This is a genomic window from Flavivirga jejuensis (assembly GCF_030540765.1).
Classification (GTDB): domain Bacteria; phylum Bacteroidota; class Bacteroidia; order Flavobacteriales; family Flavobacteriaceae; genus Flavivirga; species Flavivirga jejuensis.
Genome location: NZ_JAUOEL010000002.1, coordinates 450,426 through 464,666, shown reverse-complemented (window position 1 = coordinate 464,666; position 14,241 = coordinate 450,426). Strand labels below are relative to the sequence as shown.

Sequence of the window (14,241 nt, the reverse complement as noted above, 5' to 3'; positions counted from 1 at the left end):
TGCAAGACGCATGCAAAATTGTAAGTTGAACCACGCCTTTGTTGTGGCAGGCTAATCCCGCTTTCTGTGTTGAACTTGTTTCAGTATTCAGTGGGTCTAGGTTTAATACCTTTTATTCGACTTTTATATTGAATTAATAAAATGTTTTTTTATATGAAGAATGTCTATTTCGATAATGCTGCGACTACTCAAATGAGGGATGAGGTGATGACTTCTATTATAGATGTTATGAGAAATAATTATGGAAATGCCTCATCGTCGCATAGTTTTGGAAGATCTTCTAAGTCATTAATAGAACAATCGAGAAAAACCATAGCACAGTATTTAAATGTATCTGCAGGAGAAATTGTATTTACATCTGGCGGAACAGAGGCCGATAACTTAATATTGAGAAGTGCTGTTAGAGATTTAGGAATTAAGCATATTATTACTTCAAAAATAGAGCATCATGCCGTTTTGCATACTATTGAACAACTAAAACAGGAGTATGGTATATTGGTTAGTTATGTTAATCTTGAAACTAATGGAGATATAGATTATTTACATTTAGAAACGTTGTTGCAAACTGAAAATAAAACACTTGTAAGTTTGATGCATGTAAATAACGAAATAGGGAATATATTAGATATGCAACGTGTCTCTAATTTATGTCAAGTTAATAAGACATTATTTCATAGTGATGCTGTACAATCTATAGGGCATTATAAAATGGATTTGCAAGAGATTCCAATTGACTTTATGGTAGCAAGTGCTCATAAATTTCATGGACCAAAAGGTGTCGGATTTGCTTTTATTCGGAAAAATTCGGGGTTGCAACCAGTAATTTTTGGAGGTGAGCAGGAGCGTGGACTTAGAGCGGGTACAGAAAGTGTTCATAATATATCGGGTATAGAAAAAGCATTAAAAAGTGCGTGCGACAATTTAAATAAAGAAGCTGATTATGTTAAGGAGTTGAAACGTTATTTTATTAATAGGATTGTAAATGAGATCCCTAAAGTAGCTTTTAATGGTAATTCTGGTGATTTAAATAAGAGTACTTATACATTGGTAAATGTTTGTTTGCCAATCTCACCTAAAAAAGGCGCTATGTTATTATTTCAATTAGATTTAAAAGGGATAGCATGTTCTAAAGGAAGTGCTTGCCAGAGTGGTAGTTCTCAAAATTCTCATGTCTTGACTGAAATTTTAAGTGATGCCGATTTACAGAAACCTTCCATTCGTTTTTCGTTTAGTATATACAATACTAAGGAGGAAGTGGACTATGTTATTGATGTTTTAAAAGAGTTTATTGAATAATTTGTAAAAACCAACTAACAAATAAAGAGGTTTCGACTGCGCTCAACCGGACAATTGAGGTGCTAAAATCCTTATAAATTTCAAAATAATTGATGATACATTTGAAGTTTATTAGGTATCGCTTTTTAAAATTTCATAGTCGTTTTTACATTAAAAACTCTTGGTGTTAAATAATTAGGGACTGCATATTGAACTTTATCATATGCGTTTCTTACCCAAGTGTTTGTTATAGAATTTTGAGCATCAAACATATTATATATTTCAAACCCAAAAGAAAGCTCTTTAAAAGCTTTTTTCCAACCACGACTAAATTGTTTTTTTCCATCAACAAGTACAAATTGTAAACCTAAGTCGGCACGTTTGTATGCTGGTAACCTGTTTTGGTATTCGTAAGGGTCTGCATAACTAGGAGAGCCCCCTGGTAAACCTGTGTTGTAAACCAAATTTAAATACATTTTCATGTTTGGTACATTTGGTACATAATCTTGAAATAACGCAGCAAATTTTAAACGTTGGTCTGTCGGTCTGGCTATATAACCTCGATTATCTATATTTTCTTCGGTTTTTAAATACCCAAAACTAAACCACGATTCGGTTCCTGGAACAAACTCGCCATTTAGTCGCATATCTAATCCATAGGCATAAGCTTTTGCATTATTACTTGCGCTATAACGTATACGTACATTTTCTAAAGTATATGGGTTTACATCTGTCAGGTTTTTGTAATAAGCCTCAGTAGTTAGCTTAAAAGGTCTATTCCACATTTTAAAGCTATAGTCGTTACCTAATACTAAATGAAATGATTTTTGTGCTTTTACATTGGACTGTACAGCACCATTAGCGTCACGAAGTTCTCTATAAAAAGGAGGTTGATAATATAAACCAGTAGCAACTCTAAAAAGCATGTCTTTTTCCCAATCAGGTTTTATAGTAAATTGCGCTCGGGGACTAAATACTGTTTGACTTGATGATGAAAGTCCATCACCTTTAACACGCCAATTATGTGCTCTAACCCCAACATTATACCAAACATCGCTTGTGCCTAGTGAAGCTCGTTTGCTCCATTGTACATAAGCTTGTAACCTGTTTATTTGCGTGTTATTAGTGGCTCTTACATTTTGAAAAGCTTCTAAAGAACCATTGTATGGAGTATAGGGTTGTTCGTTTATAGGGGTCGATCTGGGTGGTCTAATAGAAAAGCCTGCAGAATCAATAACTTCCCATTCAATTAAACGATCACGAATATCTTCATTGGTATATTTTACAGACCATTCAATTCTATTAGCATCAATATTAAAATTACCTTTATGTTCTATATTGGTTATTAGAGCATCTAAATCGTTCCTGCCATGGTTAAGTTGACTACCAATACCTTCGCTAAATTCAACTTCACCTAAGTCTTCATCACCAATATTTGTGTTGACTTCTCCTAATCTGTATTGTGCTAAAATATCAAAGTGTTCTTCTTCTGTGGTATGATAGGTCGATGCAATTAGTTTAAGTGTTACATCTTTATTTGCAAAATAAGTTCCTTTAAAAGCTCCAAAATAGGTTTGGTAACGATCTTTTTCTTGTCCCTCATAAAATACTAACAATGCAATGGGATCACTTAACGTACCAAAATTAGTTTGTCTTGTTTGTGGTTCATAATTGTACTTGTTTATAGAGGCGTTTCCTAAGAAGCTTAAATGAAATTTATTTGTAAACTTATAAGTAAAATATGCTTGAGCGTCTGCAAACGTAGGATTGAAATTAGTTTCGGTTTCTTTGGCATCAACTAACAGGCTATTATCGCGATAACGAATACCTGCAATTCCAGTAAATTTTGAATCTTTACTTATCGTTTCAACAGAAAGGCTTCCTCCTAATAGGCTTAAATCTGCATTTATTTCAAATTGATATGGTGTTTTGTATGTTATATCTAATACAGAAGATAGTTTGTCTCCATATTTTGCTTGAAATCCTCCAGCAGAAAAATCGACGTTTTGTACTAAATTGGTATTCACAAAGCTTAAACCTTCTTGTTGTCCAGAACGCACTAAAAAGGGACGATATACTTCAATATCATTAACATATACTAGGTTTTCGTCGTAATTACCACCGCGTACCGAGTATTGTGTACTTAATTCATTGTTATTACTTACTCCTGGAAGTGTTAATAATAAATTTTCTACTCCAGCATTGGCACCAGGGATTTTTCTAATAGCTTCTGGTTTTAAGGTTATAATACCTTCAACTTCTTTGCGTCTGTTGTTTGTTACAACTACGGTAGCTATTTGCTCAACAGAGGTACTCATTACAGGATTGAATTCGTATTCTTCTCCATTTTTTAGATTAAATATGCTAACCACTTTTTTATGTGAAAGGTGTGTGAATTCAACAGTAATATCTTGGTTGGATTTAATTTCAAAGAGATAAAAGCCGTTTGAGTTTGTTGTGGTTCCACTAGTTCCAGTTTTAATAGTTACTTTTTCAACGGGTTGATTATTCTCATCTAATATAACCCCTTTAATTGTTGCAGTTTGCGAATAACTAATAGTGACTATAAGAAAAAATAAAAAAGAAGTTATAAATAGTTTTGCTTTCAAAAGAGTAATAAGTTTATTTTCGGTAAAATAACGATTCAAAAGTAGAATTATTTCCTACATTATCGGTAACTATTACCTTTATATTATTTTTTGTGTCGGTAACTATACTATCGTTAAAATCGTGGGTAAGTGTTTTTGTTTTATAATCATACTCCATTAAGATCCATTTACCGTTTACTGTCGCTCTATATTTAGAAATTCCAGAAAACTCATCATCAATTTTAATTTTTAGGTAACGATATTTACTTAACCATTGTCCTTTTTTAAAATTAATAGGAGAAATTGTGGGCTTTAAAGTATCTGTTGCCAGAGCAAAAGTGCCTAGAATTTTTGTGCTTGCTATTAAAAGGTTCCCTTTTCTTTTAGTAGATGTATAAACAGGGTATTTTTTACGCCCCAACAAACGAGCTATGTATAACTTGCTTTTATCTTCATTAGTGTAAGCACTTACATCGTAGGTTATATTAAATTTTTTCTTAGCTGCGATGCTATTTTTATGCAAAGAAAGCGTGTCGTTTTTTACTTCAAAATCAATGTAAAAATCGTCGTAAAATGTGTCCTTATAAAAATCTACAGAAACGTTTCCTTCTTTTAGATTAGTTGTTTTGTTGGCTTTTATGTGATAGGGAGTCGTTTGTTGTTTTTGGGGCTTGGAAATACTGTTTTTAGAGCCTTTTATATTTATTGTCACCCATGCTTCATTGTTTTTATAGTCGGCAACTCTAATTTTATAAACCGAATATGTACTATCTTGTATGGATACATAGCCGTTATTTGTTATAGATTTATATAAACTTAAGAGCTTCTTTTTTGTAAATAATTTTTGAATACGCTTCTTTGTCTCAGTGTAATGTTCGTAATCAATAAGTTGGTTGATGTGTTTCGTCTCATCAAACGAAAATTTTCTAAAATCTATTTCAAAGTTTCTCCTACCATTCAGAAACGTTTGAATATTATAAACCCCATTGGAGTTTCCTCCTAAATCCTGTCTGTCAATAGTTTCAATACCAAAACCAATAGTCCCGTAAGCTTCAATATTTTTTATGGTATAATCACCATTTTTTAAAGGAATTAAACGTAGTTTTTGTTTTGTATAAGCTTTATTTACAGACGAATTTTCATCTAAAGGATATGCGTAAATGGATTTTATTATAGGGTTTGTAGAGTCTTTTATATTAATACCAAAAAGCATAGGATTAATAGGGTGTTCTTCTTTATTGCGAATTTCAAAATGTAAATGCGGTCCTCCAGAACCTCCTGTATTTCCACTATAACCAATAATACTATCTTTTGTTATTGGTAAAATTTCTGCACTGGGAAATAACTCAAGCACATACGATTCTTTTTCATATTGATGTTTTTTTATATAAGCCTCAATCTCTGGAGAAAATTTCTGTAAATGCGCATAAACCGTTGTATAACCATTAGGGTGCGTGATGTATAAGGCTTTTCCATAACCATAATGAGATATCTTTATTCGACTTACAAAGCCACCAGCTGAAGCTTTTACTTTTAAACCAGTACGTTGTTGGGTTTTTATATCTAAACCAGAATGAAAATGGTTAGGACGTAATTCGGCAAATGTACCAGACAATATTAGAGGAACCTCTAAAGGATTGCTAAAATAATCTTGAGGATAATTATTTTGTGCACTTAGAAAAAATGAGAATATAAAAAAAAGAGGTAATGTAAATCGCATAAAAAAGTATTATGGCTAAAATATTAATTTGAAATGGATATGCAAAGAATAAATCAATAATCGAACCATAATAAAATTTATTGATTTGATTATGTGCTATATTTATTGATTTTGAAATTTTATGCTAAAACAATTGTAATTTATAAGCAGGTGTGTTAACTTTGTGTTATAAGTATTGAAATTTGTAAATGAGTAATATTGAAGATATTGTAGATTCTTTAGAAAACAAAATTAGTAAAGTATTACACAAATTAGAGCTTTTGAAACTTGCTAATTCTAAATTAAACGAAGAATTAGAGATTTCAAAAAAAGAAATTGAAGACCAAAAAAGGCATATTGCCAATTGGGAAGAAAAGTATGAAGCTTTAAAAATCGCAAATACAATACTTGGTGGTGACGATAATAAAAGAGAAACTAAGCTTAAAATAAATGTGCTAATACGAGAAATAGATCATTGTATTGCTCAACTTTCAGATTAGTACAACATAAATTCAATGTCAGAAAAGCTTAAAATAAAGCTATCTATAGCTAACAGAGTATATCCTTTAACGATTGAAGCAAATCAAGAAGAAGGATTACGTAAAGCAGCTAAGAATATTGAGACCTTGATAAAACAATTTGAGCAAAGTTATTCTGTTAGAGATAAACAAGATGTATTAGCCATGTGTGCCTTACAGTTTGCTTCTCAAGAAGAGCAGAAGTCTATTGATAAAGAGAATGTAAATGAGCATGTAGAAGAAAAGCTAAATGCACTTAATGATTTATTACATTCTTATTTGGTCTCTTAACGTTCTTTAAAATAAAAGTTACTGCCTACATTGGTTATTTTTTTTGATAAACTCAACGTTAATTCTTTAAAAAGGGTGAGTTTAAGTTGTAAAAGCATGCTACTAGTGCTGAATTTATTTCAGTATCTCGAGTAGACCCTTGATCAGCTTGTTAGCCCTAAACTTGTTTTTAAGGAGTTTATACAAAACTTTATACTAGTGTAGGCTTTTTTATATATACTAACTAACTCAATACAATGGATAACCCAATTATATTTGCAGTAGGAGGCGTTGTTTTAGGCCTTATTGTAGGTTTTATTATAACAAAGAGGATTGAAAAGAATAATGCTTCTAAACTTGTAAGTGGAGCAAAGAAAAATGCCAATTTAATACTTAAAGAAGCTAAAAGTGAAGGCGAAAGGCTTAAAAAAGATAAAATTCTTCAAGCTAAAGAAAAATTTATAGAACTCAAGTCAGAACATGAAAAAGTAATCTTATCAAGAGATAAGAAAATGGCAGAGGCCGAGAAACGTACACGTGATAAAGAATCACAAATATCAAGTGAACTTTCAAAAGGAAAAAAACTTAATGAAAGTTTAGAAAGTAAAGTAAAAGATTATAATCATAGACTTGATGTTCTTGATAAAAGACAAGAGGAAATAGATAAGCTTCATAAAAATCAAGTACAACAATTAGAGGTTATTTCTAGTCTTTCTGCTGAAGAAGCTAAAGAACAATTGGTAGAGTCTTTAAAAGGAGAAGCTAAGAATGATGCTATGGCATATATTCAAAGTTCTTTAGAAGAAGCTAAACTAACAGCAGAGCAAGAAGCTAAAAAGGTTATTATAAATACGATACAACGCATAGGAACAGAGGAAGCTGTTGATAATTGTGTGTCTGTATTTAATATAGAATCGGACGATGTTAAAGGGCGAATTATTGGTAGAGAAGGTCGTAATATCCGAGCTATAGAGGCAGCAACAGGTGTTGAGATTATTGTAGATGATACACCAGAAGCTATTATATTGTCTTGTTTTGATTCTGTAAGAAGAGAAATTGCACGCTTGTCTTTACATAAATTAGTGACCGATGGTAGAATTCATCCAGCGCGAATTGAAGAGATTGTAAAGAAAACACAAAAACAAATTGAACAAGAAATTATTGAAGTTGGAAAACGTACAGTAATCGATCTTGGAATACATAATTTAAACCCAGAGCTTATAAAGATGGTAGGGCGTATGAAGTATCGTTCATCTTACGGTCAAAACTTGTTACAGCATTCACGTGAAGTTGCAAAACTTTGTGGTGTTATGGCTGCAGAATTAGGACTTAACTCAAAACTTGCAAAACGTGCAGGTTTATTACATGATATAGGTAAAGTGCCAGATGCAGAAGCAGACATGGAAACACCACACGCTATTCTTGGGATGCAATGGGCTGAAAAGTTTGGTGAAAAGAAGGAGGTTTGTAATGCTATTGGAGCGCACCACGATGAAATTGAAATGAAATCGTTATTAGCGCCAATTGTACAGGTTTGTGATGCTATTTCGGGAGCACGTCCAGGAGCACGTCGCCAAGTTCTAGATAGTTATATTCAACGTTTAAAAGATTTAGAAGATATTGCTTTTGGATTTACAGGCGTTAAGAAAGCTTATGCTATTCAAGCAGGTAGAGAACTAAGAGTTATTGTTGAAAGCGAAAAAGTAGACGATCAAAAAGCAGCAGACTTATCGTTTAATATCTCTCAAAAGGTACAGACGGATATGACTTATCCAGGTCAAGTTAAAGTAACTGTAATTAGAGAAACACGAGCAGTTAATATTGCAAAATAAAATTCCTGCGAATGCAGGAATCTCATTATAGTACACATTATAAAGATTAAAAATCCAGTATTATATATACTGGATTTTTTAATTTTGTTAACTTCCAACTTCCAACTTCCAACTTCCAACTTCCAACTTCCAACTTCCAACTTCTATTGAACCATGCTCAAAAGTTGTGTTTAGACTTGATTTAAAGAGTAAAAATACGACATATTTCATACTTTTTACTTGTTGCTTATGAGGTTAAATACTCAAAAACAATCGTTAAGAACAGACTGCAGGGCAAGCCCAGACCCTTCGTAAGAATAGAGTACAAAAATTTGAAAACCAGGAGCATTGCATTGGTTAGAGCGGTGGGGCGACGCAAATTTTTGGGCTTGGTTCTTCTTAAGCAAAGCGAAAGAAGAAATTCCTATCGAAGGGGCGTCTTTTCTTTTGTTACTTTTCTTTGGACGGGCAAAGAAAAGTAAATCATCAAATAGAGGTATCTAACGAGTTTGCTGAATACCTGATGGTTAACTCATTCAATGATGTTTGGAAACAGAAGCTTTTTAGATGAAACCCTCCTAAATTTCGATTTTATCGAAATTATCCTCCCTTTTGAAAAAAGTGAGGAACGAGTTCGGTTCATATTTTCGAGTACAGTTTTAAATTTTAGTTTTAATCTAATATTGAAACAGACACACACAACTTTTGTACTTGATCCCTTCTATTTCCTAGGATGATACTTTTCTACCACTTTTGTTAAATGACTTTTGTCTAAGTGCACATAAATTTCGGTAGTTGTTATACTTTCATGACCAAGCATTAACTGTATGGATCTAAGATCTGCATCGTTTTCTAATAAATGAGTCGCAAACGAATGCCTAAAAGTATGTGGAGAGATATTTTTTTTGAGCCCGATCTTTTCTGCTAACTGTTTAATGATAGTAAAGACCATAGCTCTTGTAAGTTGTTTCCCTCTTCTGTTTAAAAAGAGTGTGTCCTCGAAACCTGCTTGGATATTTAAATGATTTCGAATTTCTTTTCTATAGATGTTAATATATTTTTGAGTAACATTTATAATAGGAACAAATCGTTGTTTATTGCCTTTGCCAGTAACTTTTATAAAACCTTCATCAAAAAACAAATCAGAAATTTTAAGATTAATGAGTTCACTAACTCGCAATCCGCATCCATAAAGTGTTTCTAGCATAGCACGATTACGTTCACCTTCTGGTTTACTTAAATCTATGGCATTTATAATAGTATCAATCTCTTCTTCGCTTAGTGTATCTGGTAACTTTCTACCAATTTTGGGAGACTCAATAAGTTCCAGCGGATTAGAGGTTCTGTAATCTTCAAAGATTAAATAACCGAAAAAACTGCGTAAACCAGAGATTAAACGCGATTGCGAACGAGCGTTTACTTTTTTGGCAACTTCATATATAAACCCTTGAACGATTTCTGTAGTGATTGTGTTTGGGTTTTCATTTATATTATGATTCTCTAAATAACTCATTAACTTTTTAACGTCGCGCGAGTAATTTTCAATAGAGTTTTCGGATAAACCCCGTTCAATTTTTAAGTATAATTGGTAATCTTTAAGTGCGTGTTGCCATTTCATGTGGTGTAAAAATAGTATAAATTTTCAATAATGATATTGCAATTTTTGTTGAAAAATTTTAAATATCTTACTCTTATTTGTTGTGTTTTTCCGACTAAAAGTGTTTTTAATCGATTAAAAACGTATTTTTTCGATAAAACGTAAAGTAAAAGTGTTTTTATTTTTGGTTATTAAAAATCTTCGCTTTAGGTTTGTCCAAATCAAAAACTAAAAACAATTTTTTATTATGAGAAAATTATTATTGTGTGCTGCGATTGCAGTGTTCGGATTATCAAGCGTTAATGCTCAAGGTGAGCAAACATCTAAAGGTAAAATATTAATTGAAGCTAATACGGGAAATGCTATGCTAGGTTCAACTGGTATTAATTTTGTTTCTTCAGATGGATCTTCTGCTTATAATGTTGGATTAGATGGAGGTTATTTCATCATGGATGATTTGGCTCTTAAGTTGGGTTTAGGCTTTGGAGGTGATAATCCAGATGTTGGTGATTCAGAAAGTTCATTTTCTTATCGTTTAGGAGCAAAATACTATGTTAATAGCATGATTCCAGTAACTGTAGATTTGACAGGGGCTTCTGGAGATGCAGTAAAAATTGGTAATGAGACCCCAATGTGGTTAGGTTTAGGTGCTGGTTATGCTTGGTTTATTGGTGATAACGTTTCTATCGAACCAGGTCTAAGGTATAATTTATCTTTAAATGATCAATATACAGATGAAGGTGTATTTCAATTTAATGTTGGATTTGCTTTGTATTTCTAAACCAAAATATTAAATATCCAAAAAACCGAAGTTTATGCTTCGGTTTTTTTATACTATAAATCTAAAAATTATTCAGAAAAATAAAATTTAATACTATTTTAAGAGTTATCTTTTATTAAAGATATCTGGGTTAAATTTAATCCGATAAAAAATCAATTAACCAAATCTATTATGAAAAAAATATTATTGTGCACTGTTATCACAGTATTAGGATTATTAAACCTAAATGCCCAAGAAATTAAATATGGCGCAAAAGCAGGTGTAGATTTCTCATCATTAAAAGTTAAAAATGGCGTATTTAGCATAACAAATAACGACACGGGATTTTATCTAGGAGGTTTTGCAGAGATAAGCGTTTTTGATGCTTTTACTTTTCGGCCAGAGCTACTGTATGTTGCTGTAGAAGATTTAAATCAAATAAGTATCCCACTAATGGTTAAATATGAAGTGTTTGAGTCATTTAATGTACTTGCTGGCCCCAGTTTTGGTTTTTTGCTTGATGTTAATGATGGATTTGAGTCTTTTAATTATGGTATAGAAGTAGGTGTTGCTTATGATATTTATATTAATAGAAATATAGATGGATTATTTGTAGAAACCAGATTTAATTTTGGTTTAGCTAATTTAATTGAAGATGCACCTGATGGAATTACTAGAAAATTAAATGGTCTTTTTGTTGGCTTAGGGTATAGATTTCAATAAGATTAACCTATAATTTGCTCAAGAGAAGAATGTCATTAAAGTTAATCCTTTAGCAGTTTTAGGAGAGCATACCTCTGGTATAGTGAGCGCAGCTATTGGAGGTTACAAACTTAGAAGTATTAAATACGCTTCATTAGGAGCAGGACTTTAGTATAGATTCTATTTTAACGAGGTATTAGGAAGAATCGAAGTGATAAGCTTCGGTTTTTTTATGATCAATTTTTTAATACTTTTACTTCATGAAGAAATTGATAATAATTAACGGCCCGAATCTAAACTTACTAGGTAAAAGAGAACCTAACATTTATGGAAGTTTATCATTTACTGAATTTTTAGAAGAAATTAAACAAAAATATACTGGTATAGAGATTGATTATTTTCAATCTAATATAGAGGGGAAACTTATAGATAAATTGCATGAGGTTGGTTTTAATTATGATGGCATTATTTTAAACGCTGCCGCTTATACACATACTTCTGTAGGTATTGGTGATGCAGTTAAAGCCATTGAAACCCCAGTAGTAGAGGTACATATTTCGAATACGTTTAATAGAGAAGAGTTTCGCCATCAATCATATATTTCTCCGAATGCCAGAGGTGTTATTCTTGGTTTTGGGTTGCAGAGTTATGAATTGGCAATTCAGAGTTTTCTTTAAATTTTTCATTAGAAATATTTAACAAATAGCCTAGCTAATTTTATGACTTGATTATGATAATTACTTAATCTTTAAACATAGATTTGTAATTGATCGTCAAATAATTAATCATGAAAAATGAACTACTTGCTGTTGTTTTCTTCTTTATAGTTTCTAAAACGGTTTTATCTCAAGAGGAAAGAAAAACGGATTCTTTTCTTATTACAGATGAAATTGAAATAAATGATACTCCAATATTTTATTCTAATTATTTTTCTGAATTTAAGATAAATGAGGATTTGTTTTTTAGAATAGGAAAGGAGGGAAGAAGTACTAATGATCTTATTAATAGCTACACTGTTACAGAATTTCCCTTATTGGCTAAATATTTTATAAGTAATAAATTTAGTGTTTTATTTGGCCCTAAAATTGGTGTATTAAGGAAGAATGGATTTATAGAGACAAATGCTACGTCATTATTTTCAACTTTTGGTTTTCAATATGATATAACAGATGATTTATCTATTTATGGTGGTGTAAATCTTAGATTAACAAAAAAAGATCCTTCGGTTAATTATTCGGTAGGTAATAATATGATTTATAAATTTGGGACACGGTTTAAATTTTAAAACAAAAAAGCGATTCAATTGAGATTTGTTTCATGTTTAGATTACAAACTATTTATTCACTTCCTTCTCTTTTATAAATAATACCATTAGTATTCAAATAAGGCAATGCTATAAATAAAAAAGTTCCGATTTCTCGGAACTTTTTTTGTCTAATATAATATCTATGTTCTTTAATCTCTTATCTAAAGATTAAAGATGTATCACTTCATCATAAGCATCAGCAACAGCTTCCATAACAGCTTCACTCATTGTTGGGTGAGGATGTACGGCTTTTAATACTTCATGACCAGTCGTTTCTAGCTTTCTTCCTAAAACAGCTTCGGCAATCATATCGGTTACACCAGCACCAACCATATGGCAGCCTAACCACTCACCATATTTAGCATCAAAAATTACTTTTACAAAGCCCTCTTTATTACCACCTGCACTAGCTTTACCAGAGGCAGAGAATGGGAATTTACCAACTTTAATATCTAAGCCTTTTTCTTTGGCTTGTTTTTCGGTTATACCTACACTAGCAATTTCTGGAGAACAATATGTACAGCCAGGAATGTTTCCATAATCTAAAGCTTCAACATGGTGTCCTGCTAATTTTTCAACACATAATATGCCTTCCGCAGAAGCGACATGTGCTAAAGCCTGACCAGGAGTAACATCACCAATGGCATAATAACCAGGAATATTAGTTTGGTAAAAATCGTTAACTATAACTTTGTCTCTATCTACTACGATACCAACATCTTCTAATCCTATATTTTCAATATTTGTTTTTATACCTACGGCAGATAAAATAACATCTGCTTCAAGAATTTCTTCTCCTTTTTTAGTTTTTACAGTTGCTTTTACTCCTTTTCCAGAAGTATCAACAGAGGTAACTTCGGCAGAAGTCATAATTTTTATACCACTTTTCTTAAAAGAACGTTCTAGTTGTTTAGAAACATCTTCGTCTTCAACAGGAACTACATTAGGTAAGTATTCAACAATAGTTACTTCCGTTCCCATAGAATTATAAAAATATGCAAACTCAACGCCAATAGCACCAGAACCAACCACAATCATTTTCTTTGGTTGTTCAGGTAAAGTCATAGCTTCTCTGTAACCGATTACTTTTTTACCATCTTGAGGTAAATTTGGTAATTCGCGAGATCGAGCTCCTGTTGCTATAATGATGTTATCAGCGCTATATTCTGTACCATCAACATCTATCTTTTTACCAGGTTTAAGTTTTCCAAACCCATTAATAACGTCAATTTTGTTTTTCTTCATTAAAAACTGAACACCTTTACTCATGCCATCTGCAACACCACGACTACGTTTAACTACAGCATCAAAATCTTTGTCGAAATCTTTAACTGATAGTCCATAATCTCCTGCATGCTTAAGATATTCAAACACTTGAGCAGATTTTAATAAGGCTTTAGTTGGGATACATCCCCAATTTAAGCATACACCACCAAGGTTTTCTTTTTCAACAATAGCGGTTTTAAAACCCAATTGTGATGCTCTAATGGCTGTAACATAACCGCCAGGACCACTTCCAAGAACAATAATATCGTATTTACTCATCTGTTAAATTTTAGGGAACAAATTTACGAAATCGAATTTGAATAAAGAATTTAGAAGGCTTTAAATTTACATCTTTATATTATGCTAATTTGGCCTTGAAAAGCGTACTCTAACCCGTTTCTGTTTGGCTCTAGTTTTGTCAAAAAAAGAAACAGGAATTATAGTTATAT

At 32.0% G+C, this 14,241-nt stretch carries 13 protein-coding genes and 1 other RNA gene; 9 read left to right on the top strand and 5 right to left on the bottom strand.

From position 1 onward, the window contains the following. Positions 1–153 precede the first annotated feature (153 nt). Entirely contained in the window at positions 154–1,296 is a 1,143-nt protein-coding gene (locus Q4Q40_RS06875) for a cysteine desulfurase family protein (protein ID WP_303301045.1), read from the top strand. 125 nt (positions 1,297–1,421) lie between these two features. Here Q4Q40_RS06875 and Q4Q40_RS06870 read toward each other — a convergent pair whose 3' ends face one another. Next, on the bottom strand, positions 1,422–3,884 hold the full coding sequence (locus tag Q4Q40_RS06870) for a TonB-dependent receptor plug domain-containing protein (RefSeq protein ID WP_303301044.1): 2,463 nt from the start codon (positions 3,882–3,884) through the stop codon (positions 1,422–1,424). A gap of 13 nt (positions 3,885–3,897) precedes the next feature. After that, positions 3,898–5,583 (bottom strand): M23 family metallopeptidase, encoded by a 1,686-nt coding sequence (locus Q4Q40_RS06865; protein ID WP_303301043.1) that lies wholly within the window; start codon positions 5,581–5,583, stop codon positions 3,898–3,900. A gap of 188 nt (positions 5,584–5,771) precedes the next feature. Between Q4Q40_RS06865 and Q4Q40_RS06860 the strand changes: the two genes are divergently transcribed. From Q4Q40_RS06860 to rny, 4 genes are all read left to right on the top strand, one after another. Further along, positions 5,772–6,062, top strand: a complete 291-nt coding sequence (locus Q4Q40_RS06860) for a coiled-coil domain-containing protein (RefSeq protein WP_303301042.1) — start codon at positions 5,772–5,774, stop codon at positions 6,060–6,062. A gap of 15 nt (positions 6,063–6,077) precedes the next feature. Then, a complete protein-coding gene (locus Q4Q40_RS06855; protein ID WP_303301041.1) occupies positions 6,078–6,371 on the top strand; it encodes a cell division protein ZapA in 294 nt (97 codons plus the stop codon). 50 nt (positions 6,372–6,421) lie between these two features. Next, a non-coding RNA gene (gene ssrS, locus Q4Q40_RS06850) (6S RNA) lies at positions 6,422–6,551 on the top strand. Between the two features lie 56 nt (positions 6,552–6,607). After that, positions 6,608–8,182, top strand: a complete 1,575-nt coding sequence (gene rny, locus Q4Q40_RS06845) for a ribonuclease Y (RefSeq protein ID WP_303301040.1) — start codon at positions 6,608–6,610, stop codon at positions 8,180–8,182. Positions 8,183–8,269: 87 nt separating this feature from the next. Here the strand turns inward: rny and Q4Q40_RS06840 are convergent, their stop codons facing one another. Both Q4Q40_RS06840 and xerD read right to left on the bottom strand, forming a co-directional pair. After that, positions 8,270–8,392: a hypothetical protein gene (locus Q4Q40_RS06840; RefSeq protein WP_303301039.1), complete on the bottom strand. Its 123-nt coding sequence runs from the start codon at positions 8,390–8,392 to the stop codon at positions 8,270–8,272. Positions 8,393–8,882: 490 nt separating this feature from the next. Further along, positions 8,883–9,779 carry a site-specific tyrosine recombinase XerD gene (gene xerD / locus Q4Q40_RS06835; protein ID WP_303301038.1) on the bottom strand — a complete coding sequence of 299 codons (897 nt, stop codon included), beginning with the start codon at positions 9,777–9,779 and terminating at the stop codon, positions 8,883–8,885. Positions 9,780–10,005: 226 nt separating this feature from the next. Here xerD and Q4Q40_RS06830 point away from each other — a divergent pair, with 226 nt between their 5' ends. The 4 genes from Q4Q40_RS06830 to Q4Q40_RS06815 all read left to right on the top strand — a co-directional run bounded on the left by Q4Q40_RS06830 (position 10,006) and on the right by Q4Q40_RS06815 (position 12,505). Beyond that, positions 10,006–10,539, top strand: coding sequence for a hypothetical protein (locus Q4Q40_RS06830; protein WP_303301037.1), 534 nt, complete (start codon positions 10,006–10,008; stop codon positions 10,537–10,539). Between the two features lie 171 nt (positions 10,540–10,710). Next, positions 10,711–11,241 carry an outer membrane beta-barrel protein gene (locus Q4Q40_RS06825; RefSeq protein ID WP_303301036.1) on the top strand — a complete coding sequence of 177 codons (531 nt, stop codon included), beginning with the start codon at positions 10,711–10,713 and terminating at the stop codon, positions 11,239–11,241. Between the two features lie 239 nt (positions 11,242–11,480). Beyond that, a complete protein-coding gene (gene aroQ / locus Q4Q40_RS06820) occupies positions 11,481–11,897 on the top strand; it encodes a type II 3-dehydroquinate dehydratase (protein ID WP_303301035.1) in 417 nt (138 codons plus the stop codon). Positions 11,898–12,007: 110 nt separating this feature from the next. Continuing rightward, complete coding sequence (locus Q4Q40_RS06815) at positions 12,008–12,505, top strand: hypothetical protein (protein ID WP_303301034.1); 498 nt, start codon at positions 12,008–12,010, stop codon at positions 12,503–12,505. A 189-nt stretch (positions 12,506–12,694) separates the two neighbouring features. Here the strand turns inward: Q4Q40_RS06815 and lpdA are convergent, their stop codons facing one another. Then, complete coding sequence (lpdA, locus tag Q4Q40_RS06810; protein WP_303301033.1) at positions 12,695–14,071, bottom strand: dihydrolipoyl dehydrogenase; 1,377 nt, start codon at positions 14,069–14,071, stop codon at positions 12,695–12,697. Positions 14,072–14,241 lie beyond the last annotated feature (170 nt).